Here is an 8121-nt window from a genome sequence, read left to right on the forward strand (position 1 = left end):
GCTGAAAAGGTGAACGGTCGCTTTACCTTTAAACGATAATTAACAGCAAGTGGTAGCAATAATCTTTAGTTATTGATACTGTCCCAGTGGTCATGGATACAGTTTTTAAATATTAGATGTTCCGCTACCTCAATCGCAGTTCTCCTTCATCTGTTGCCACTTACCATAACATGAATGAATAATTTTTATAAATATATCTAACTTTCTACAAATACAAAAAATACTATATTTCTGTCAATTTGTCACATAATGACAACAACTTTAAATACTAATACTTTGCTTCTTCAACTGTTTGTCAATATCGTTATATTCTAAAACGAAGTTAGAGAGAGCTTTGAATCTATAACCAGACTATAAAAAAGTATACGTTTACGAAACCGTTACGGCTCCATCAAAAATCCTTATTTATTTTTATTTTTAAAAAATTCCTTGAACTAGCTAAAATTTCACCCAAATTTCATCTCACTTTGTCAAGCTATTAAGAGGTAACATCTTTCCCCGAAGATGATTCTGATAATTAATGGATATAGTGAGGTAATCATCAGAGCGTAATGAATAGAAAATTGATACACACTACGATTTTAGCCTTAAGTATGGCAGTTTTAGTTCCAGCTACTTATGCAAATTCTACACCACAATCTAGTAACTTTCCTCACGTTATTAGCTTAGGGGAATCTCCTCAAGGGATTCGCCACTGGAGAATTCTCAGACATACTTTAAAAATAGCAGTTCCCCAAAACAGCAAGGCTATTTCTCAGCTAATAATCGAAGCTCCAGCTAACATTGTTCTTAGAGAAAGTATTGATGTGTCCGAGGAATATGGTAAAGAAATTGCGGCAAAAGTTTCTATTCAAGGCAAAAAAGGTACGCTAGAGTTTGCTGAGTCAGTCGCTCCTGGAACTATCATCATCGTAGAAATGAAAAATGTTAAAAAAATAGCAATGACCACTAGTGATAAGTTCTACAAGATATCTACAATTTTCGCTGGTATGAATGTAGAGTTACCAATTGGTGTCGTTCAATTGCGTGTAATTTAATGAACAAGTTGCTAAGATACATCTGTTGATTATGAAAGTTTTGCTAGTGGAAGATGAGCCAGATTTGGGTGCATCGATTCAGCGAAAGTTGAGTAAAGAAAGATATATTGTTGACTGGGTTTTGGATGGAAATGAAGCCTGGATTTATCTAGAACATGATTGGACTCAATATACACTGGCAATTTTTGATTGGTTGCTGCCGGGAATGTCAGGTTTAGAACTGTGCAAGCGTTTAAGGGATCGGGGCAACGCTTTACCAGTACTAATGTTAACCGCTAAAGATAGCATGGCAGATAAGGTTGCTGGACTAGACGCAGGGGCTGATGACTATCTGATCAAGCCGTTTGGCATGGCAGAACTACTGGCACGGTTGCGGGCTTTGCAAAGGCGAGCTTCCTTTGGAGGTGCAACACTTACACCCCAGTTCCAGCCTTTACAATTGCACGTTGGTGGCCTTATCCTAGATTGCGGTAATTGTACAGTTTCTCGTCAGTATTCTAATGGGGAAAATAAGGTAATTTATTTAACAAAAAAGGAATTTCAATTATTAGAGTACTTGATGAAACGTCCTAATACAGTTATTACTCGCGACCAGATTTTGAATCATCTGTATGCTTTTAGTGCAGAACGCGTTAGTAATGTAGTAGCAGCTCAAATCCGACTTTTGCGACGTAAATTATCGGAGTATGGTTGTGATGGGCTAATCGAAACAATCCCTAGTATGGGCTATCGTTTCAATCCTGGCAATGCAAATTCGACTATTTCGTAAGACTCGCTGGCAATTGGCTACCTGGTATGCGGTAGTTATGGCTTTAATTCTGTCCTTATGCGGTTTCGTGGTTTATGAGGTAATTATTGATGCTTATGTGGTTTCTATCAACCGGGAACTGGAATCGGTAGCGGGTACACTTCATGATGTAATTGAACCAAATTTGAAACAACCTGGTATTACAGAGCCAGTTTTTCGGCAGGTTTTACCGAATATTTGTTTAGCCCAGTCCAGTTGTTCTACCCAAAAGATCCTTCGGCACGGTAAAACCACCCCTGATGAACACGGTATTTTTAGTCCTGTATACAAAGATAAGCAATATTACATCCGTTTTGTCGATGGTTCAGGACGGTTAATTGCAGTGGCAGGTTTCCAAGCGGATGAATTGCCACCGACTGTGCTTCCCCAAGTTTGGCAAACACTCAAAGACTTACAGGGTAATCGTTACAGTCAAAAGTCTTTACTGCTGCACACTCAAGATAATCAATATTGGGGCTATATTCAGGTAGGGCGCAGTTTAAATGACCTTGATAATCGTCTCGCGGCTTTGAAAGTAATTTTGGCGCTAGGATTGCCAATTACGGTATTGTTAGTTGGTGGTTCTAGTTGGTGGCTGGCAGGGTTAGCAATGCGACCAATTGACTCTTCGTATAAACAAATGCAACAGTTTACGTCTGATGCCTCTCATGAGTTGCGTACTCCTCTAGCAGCGATTAATGCAACGGTAGAAACTTTATTTGATATGGAGTATCTATCTGAGGAGGCGCGAGATATTTTGGCATCTATTCAACGTCAAAATTATCGACTAGCTGAATTAGTTCAGGATATGCTGTTACTGTCTCGATTGGAACAGCAAACGCAGGCGACACAACAAATACATTGCTGTTTGAATATTTTGATTAATGACCTCTTGGAAGAATTTTCAGCGTTAGCGGCTGCGGCTTCTTTGCAGCTAACATCTTTGGTGTTATGTCAAGAGCTTTTATACGTAATGGGAGATGAAGACCAACTGTTACGTGTACTTTCTAATCTAATTGCTAATGCTATTCAATACACCCCTGCTGGCGGTTATGTAACTGTCATCCTCAAACGCACCAACAGTCATGCTGTAATTGAAGTTCAAGATACAGGTATTGGCATTGCATCGCACGAGCAAAAGTGGATTTTTGACCGTTTTTATCGAGTGAACAGCGATCGCTCACGTCGTACTGGTGGATCTGGATTAGGATTAGCGATCGCGCAAGCAATTGTTCAGGCTCATGGAGGTAGTATACAGGTGCAAAGCCAAGTTGGTAAAGGTAGCTCCTTTATCGTTCACTTACCCTTGACAGAAAAACAGAAGCAACTGACCTGTCTATCAACAGATGAAAATTGAATACCCTCCTAAAAAAAGTTAAGTTTGACAACTTGTCTTTTGACGTAGGCTATAGCTTGTGTGAAAGTTCCAAATAAAATGCCATATCTATTAAAAATCTTTAATATTTAGATGCGTTGCCCTGTAATGATAGCAGACACTAATTTTATCCTTAGTGATGCTAAATTTTCATCATCTTATTAATCCTTCAGACTTAAATTATTGGATTTCTCGTTACTTCAATCGCAGTTTTTTTTAGACTTGGTTACTTACCGCAACATTAACGAATTATTTTTTGAATCATTCAAAATTTCATCCTAATTTCATCATGACCTGTCAAACTTATTATGTAAACCTTTGTTTAATACAAAACCTGCAATTATTTAACATAATAACTACTTAACAATTCAAGATGAATAAAATATTGATTTACACAATTATGGTGTTTGCCTTTACTCCCGCAGCTTCCATTTCATTTAGTCATGCCAATGCTAAGGAGACTAATATTGATAATAATTTGCAATATCCTACCAATAGCTGGCGTTTAGTTAAGCATACCTTTCGGCTAAACATCCCCCAAAATAAAAACGCTCTTTCTCAACTTATTATTGAAACTCCATCTATAGGAATCCGGTTTGATTTTTGAAACGATCTACGTAGTCAGGGAACAGGGAATAGGGAATAGGGTACAGGAAAGAAGGCTTTCTAAGATGTACTGAGTTTTTTCAGAAATCAAATATGAGTCCTATACTGTAGCAGTAAGTAATGACATTGATGCCTTGGATGTGAATGGTCAAAAAATTAATACTAATATTTCCGTAAATGGCAGACAAATTATTATAGAGTTCCCTGAAAAGGTTATTTTTAACAATAAACTTTTAGTTAATTTTAATAAAGTTCAACAACTAGTTACTGGGCCAGCTTCGGTATACCATTTTTCAGCAAAAGTTGTTGATAGTGAGGTAGAAATCCCCCTTGGTGTAGCTCAATTTCCTACATTTTAATATTTAGATTTTCATATTAATCAAAAATTTCATCTCTTTTAATTAGAACCGTAACTAAGGCAATGGCTGAATATAATTATAGTTGCAAGTAATCCTAATATAATATTTAAAATGTCTTGATTGCAGATTTGAGTGATTAGTATTGTGGGTTACTACTGCTATGTAGAAAGTCTTCAAATTTATTAGACTTCTTTTCATGTCTCGCCGCTATCTTGGGATTGAAATACAGCATTATTATCATTAACTATATAAAATATCTGGGGATTACTAGGGGCGATCGCTAGAATGGCACGCTTGTAAAGCTGAAAGCTCGTGTAGGCAGGGTGTTGGGGGTAGGGTGTAGGGTGTAGGGGAAAATTAAGAAAACAAAATATCGAGTATGAACATAAATATTTTCCTTCTTCACTACACCCACTCAGCCACACCCCACACCCAAAAGCCTTATAGGTAATGGGTTTGGCGTTAACAAGCGTGCCATTCGGGCGATCGCTACGAGGTAACGGTTTTTTTTAAATCGCAACGAATATAATGCTGTAATTAAAGTTCAAGATACAGGTATTGAAATTCCAGAACACGAACTTAAGCGAATTTTCGATCGTTTTTATCGGGTGAGTAGTGTCAGGAGCGATCGCCTCATACCAACCACAAGATTTTCTCTGGGCTGGGTGTTGGGGGTAGGGTGTCGGGTGTCGGGAAAAATCAAGAAAAGTAAATATGAGTGGGGATACAAATAAATTTCTGACTCACTACACCCACTCAGCCACACCCCACACCTAAAAGCCTGATATATAATGGGTTTACCGTTATCAAGCGTGCCATTCGACTCTTATCCAGTCCGCTTTATAACTTTTTTGTCACCCCTTCAACCCATTTCCACACCTTTAAGTCTTTGTCATAGTGGCAGGTCAAGCCGTCCCTAGTAGTGATAGACTCACCTTTACTTGCCTTACTTCTAATCGTCTTAATGGAATAGAAGGTTAAGTCAGTCATTTCTTTATGAGAAAGTCCTATACTTTTAGCTTTTTGAGTCAATATTTCTGATTGATTTTGGGATTCATTGTTAGGCAAACTGTCTATAGTAATGCGAGTATTTTCAGTAGAGTTCTGGATAATTGTTTTTTGATTTTGATAATCTTGCACCGTCAAAAGTTGCCAACTGGAATCTTGTGAAAGTTCCAGAACCCAATGATGATAATTAAATAGACTTTCTCTATGCCCAACGCTAATAAACGTTGTTTTTGTTGCTTGTAATTGTTGATATAAACTTCCTTCATTTTTTAAATCCAAAGCACTTGTTGCTTCATCTAATATGGTGAACCTTGGATGAGTCACTAACAGGCGTGCGAAAGCGAGGCGTTGTTGCTCTCCCAGCGATAATATATTTTCCCAAGGAACTTCAGTATCAAAACCTTCAACTCGACTTAACAAGTTTTGCAGGTTTACTTGTTGCAAAACTTCTTTGAGTTCTGCGTCGGTCATTTGACGATTAGTTTTAGGATAGAGTAACTGTTGGCGCAAAGTTCCCAAAATGATATAAGGACGCTGGGGTAGGAATAAGACTTCTTTTAGGGAAGGACGCACTAGACGACCAGTTCCTGCGTTCCATAAACCTGCGATCGCTCTCAACAGAGAACTCTTTCCTCGACCACTCGGCCCTACAATTAATAAACCTTCTCCAGGCTGAACGTTTAATGACAAGTCTTCGACGATTACCTGCTCATAGTTTGGTGTTTGTAAGGTGACATGCTCAAAAGCGAAATGATTCTCTTCTATTGTTTTAATAGTACTGACATTCTCTGGTTCTTTAGTTACTGCTTCTAAGGCATCCGAGAACTCAGATAAACGCTCAACATAACTAGAAAATCGCCCAGAAACGCCAAATTCAGCGATTAATTCTTCCACAGCACTAGCAAACATATAGCAAGCTGTAGTAGCTTGTCCAATTTCTCCAAAATCCATATCACCTCTAATAAATAAAGGTGCGAGTACTAAAAGCGTAAAAAATTCAATTCCAGCACGGTATCCTCGGTTAAAAATTGCTTGATTTCTCTCCCAATTAATTTTTTGTTTAGCATTTTTTATCAGATTAATAAATCGGCGTTGAATTATATTCAGTTCCTGTTCTTCTCCTTGAAAAAAAGCTATCGACTCAGCATGATTGCGCACATGAGTTAGACAATAATTATAATTAGCTTTAGATTCGATTTCCGCTTGATTAATATTAATCAATTCTTGATTTAAGTAAACACCAATTAAATTGCCTATAACTGTATAGATAATTAAAACAACAGCTATTTGTTGAGAAATTGTCCAGACAATTATTATAAAAGTCATCATTTCCAGTATTTTTTCTAGAAAAATAGCTGAAAAACTGAGGGCACTACTGGTAATTGGTTCAATTTCTTGAGCTAAACGTTGATCTGGATTATCAATATCGACTTTAAAGTTAATTTTGTAATAAGCACGATTGTGCAAATATTTATTTAAAATATGCTTATTAAGCCATTGATACCAATCAATAGCAATTTGGTTTCTAATAAATTTAGAAAATCCTATTGAAAGCGTTATCAATACAAGTCCAACACCATAGATTAAGAGAATATCAATAAATTTAGAATAGTCTTTTTCTTGAATAATAACATCAACTAAATAGCGGTGAACAAAACTATTAAAAGTATTTGCACCTACAACGGCAATTATTAGTAATATTAGGAGAATGAGCATTCCCCAGGCACGAATAACATCTGAAAAAGCTCTTTCTCCTGGCTTTGTTGGATACCAGTAAGGGCCAGCGATCGCTTTTACATCTTCCCAAAATTGAATAAAATCTGAGAAAGCATTTTTTGAGGGTTTAGCTTGAATAACTTGGGGTGCCATATTTTATAAATAAGCTGCAATCTTTAAGTTAACTTTAATGCTTTTTAGTGTTGAATAATCAGTAATCACTACCGTAGAAAATCTCCTTCATAATTATTTGAGTAGTTTCCACCCTTTGGGGGCTAGAGGGGATCGCAAGACTTTGAAAACATCCTCTAGCCTCTCGTCTTGTAGGTTAAATCAGAACTTTGTCGCTTGAAGCTTTAGTGGCTTGTGGTCGCGGCTTACCAAAAATTCTGGTCTGGGTTGCCCTTTGAAGGTTGGTATATTGTTGATACTGTTATAGGTAATAATCAACAGCCTGCGATCGTAGGGAGAAATATTAGGTGCTGATCCGTGGACTAAATTACAGTGAAAGAAGAGGACAGAACCTGAAGGGCCTTTTGGTGCGACGATACCTTTTTCATCAGCTAGCTTGGCGATCGTTTCTTTATCGAGGGAATACTTGAGAGCCGCACTTACATTAGATTTCCAGTCTTTTTCTTGACCGTTAACTTCAGATGATTTTATTTGTCCCAAGTGGAAAAGGCTCTCTTTATGAGAACCTGGAATGAAATAGACAGGCCCATTAAACTCATTACACTCATCTAAGAAAACTGCAACATTCAAGGCTTTTGGAGATGGCATTCCATCTTCTTCATCCCAAAATACAAAGTCTTGATGCCACGGCCATAAATCTCCGCCAAAAGCTGCTTTAAAGTTAATTTTAAATTGGTAAACATATACATCGCTATTGAGAATTTCATAAGCAGATGTTAAAAGGCTAGGGTGACGAGTTAAGGCATTAAAAGTCTCTGAATCGAGGTGGCATCCATGAAGGGCACGCACTGTTGTGTTGTCTTTTTCTAATATCCGCCCTGGCGTATCTTTTACTATCAAATCTTCAACAGCAACGTGCATTGCCTCAACTTCTTTTTGAGAGAAAAGCTCTGGGATAAATAATAGCCCATTCTCTCTATAATCCTTTATTTGCTCTGCTGTTAATGTTACGGTTTTTTCGATTGAATTGGTGTATAACATAACTATTGTTTTGATGGTGTAAATTAACTAAGTAAATTGAATTAATATTGCCAAACTTGG

The 8121-nt window shown here is 37.4% G+C and carries 7 protein-coding genes and 2 pseudogenes; 7 read left to right on the top strand and 2 right to left on the bottom strand.

What is annotated here, in order from left to right; translation table 11 throughout:
* Positions 1 to 65 precede the first annotated feature (65 nt).
* The 7 genes and pseudogenes from RM049_RS20250 to RM049_RS39345 form a co-directional block, all read left to right on the top strand.
* A pseudogene (locus RM049_RS20250) lies at positions 66 to 182 on the top strand (CemA family protein); the annotation flags it as partial.
* Between the two features lie 369 nt (positions 183 to 551).
* Positions 552 to 1037: a hypothetical protein gene (locus RM049_RS20255; RefSeq protein WP_322705429.1), complete on the top strand. Its 486-nt coding sequence runs from the start codon at positions 552 to 554 to the stop codon at positions 1035 to 1037.
* Positions 1038 to 1068: 31 nt separating this feature from the next.
* On the top strand, positions 1069 to 1806 hold the full coding sequence (rppA, locus tag RM049_RS20260) for a two-component system response regulator RppA (RefSeq protein WP_322705430.1): 738 nt from the start codon (positions 1069 to 1071) through the stop codon (positions 1804 to 1806).
* Positions 1784 to 3181: a two-component system sensor histidine kinase RppB gene (gene rppB, locus RM049_RS20265; protein WP_322705431.1), complete on the top strand. Its 1398-nt coding sequence runs from the start codon at positions 1784 to 1786 to the stop codon at positions 3179 to 3181. Before rppA ends, rppB begins: the two co-directional genes overlap by 23 nt.
* 391 nt (positions 3182 to 3572) lie before the next feature.
* The gene (locus RM049_RS20270) at positions 3573 to 3806 is read left to right on the top strand and encodes a hypothetical protein (RefSeq protein ID WP_322705432.1); all 234 of its coding nucleotides are present in this window, start codon (positions 3573 to 3575) and stop codon (positions 3804 to 3806) included.
* A gap of 133 nt (positions 3807 to 3939) precedes the next feature.
* A complete protein-coding gene (locus tag RM049_RS20275; RefSeq protein ID WP_322705433.1) occupies positions 3940 to 4164 on the top strand; it encodes a hypothetical protein in 225 nt (74 codons plus the stop codon).
* A gap of 509 nt (positions 4165 to 4673) precedes the next feature.
* Positions 4674 to 4790, top strand: a pseudogene (locus tag RM049_RS39345) (ATP-binding protein); the annotation flags it as partial.
* A 214-nt stretch (positions 4791 to 5004) separates the two neighbouring features.
* Here the strand turns inward: RM049_RS39345 and RM049_RS20280 are convergent.
* Both RM049_RS20280 and RM049_RS20285 read right to left on the bottom strand, forming a co-directional pair.
* Positions 5005 to 7041, bottom strand: a complete 2037-nt coding sequence (locus RM049_RS20280) for an ABC transporter ATP-binding protein/permease (RefSeq protein ID WP_322705434.1) — start codon at positions 7039 to 7041, stop codon at positions 5005 to 5007.
* A 180-nt stretch (positions 7042 to 7221) separates the two neighbouring features.
* Entirely contained in the window at positions 7222 to 8061 is an 840-nt protein-coding gene (locus RM049_RS20285) for a phytanoyl-CoA dioxygenase family protein (RefSeq protein ID WP_322705435.1), read from the bottom strand.
* Between the last annotated feature and the right edge of the window lie 60 nt (positions 8062 to 8121).

It is taken from the genome of Nostoc sp. DedQUE04, assembly GCF_034530995.1.
Lineage (GTDB): Bacteria > Cyanobacteriota > Cyanobacteriia > Cyanobacteriales > Nostocaceae > Nostoc.

Bases quoted from the DNA above. Each gene is read 5' to 3' on its own strand.
- RM049_RS20255 (WP_322705429.1), top strand. From the start codon at position 552: ATGAATAGAAAATTGATACACACTACGATTTTAGCCTTAAGTATGGCA.
- rppA (WP_322705430.1), top strand. From the start codon at position 1,069: ATGAAAGTTTTGCTAGTGGAAGATGAGCCAGATTTGGGTGCATCGATT.
- rppB (WP_322705431.1), top strand. From the start codon at position 1,784: ATGCAAATTCGACTATTTCGTAAGACTCGCTGGCAATTGGCTACCTGG.
- RM049_RS20270 (WP_322705432.1), top strand. From the start codon at position 3,573: ATGAATAAAATATTGATTTACACAATTATGGTGTTTGCCTTTACTCCC.
- RM049_RS20280 (WP_322705434.1), bottom strand. From the start codon at position 7,041: ATGGCACCCCAAGTTATTCAAGCTAAACCCTCAAAAAATGCTTTCTCA.
- RM049_RS20285 (WP_322705435.1), bottom strand. From the start codon at position 8,061: ATGTTATACACCAATTCAATCGAAAAAACCGTAACATTAACAGCAGAG.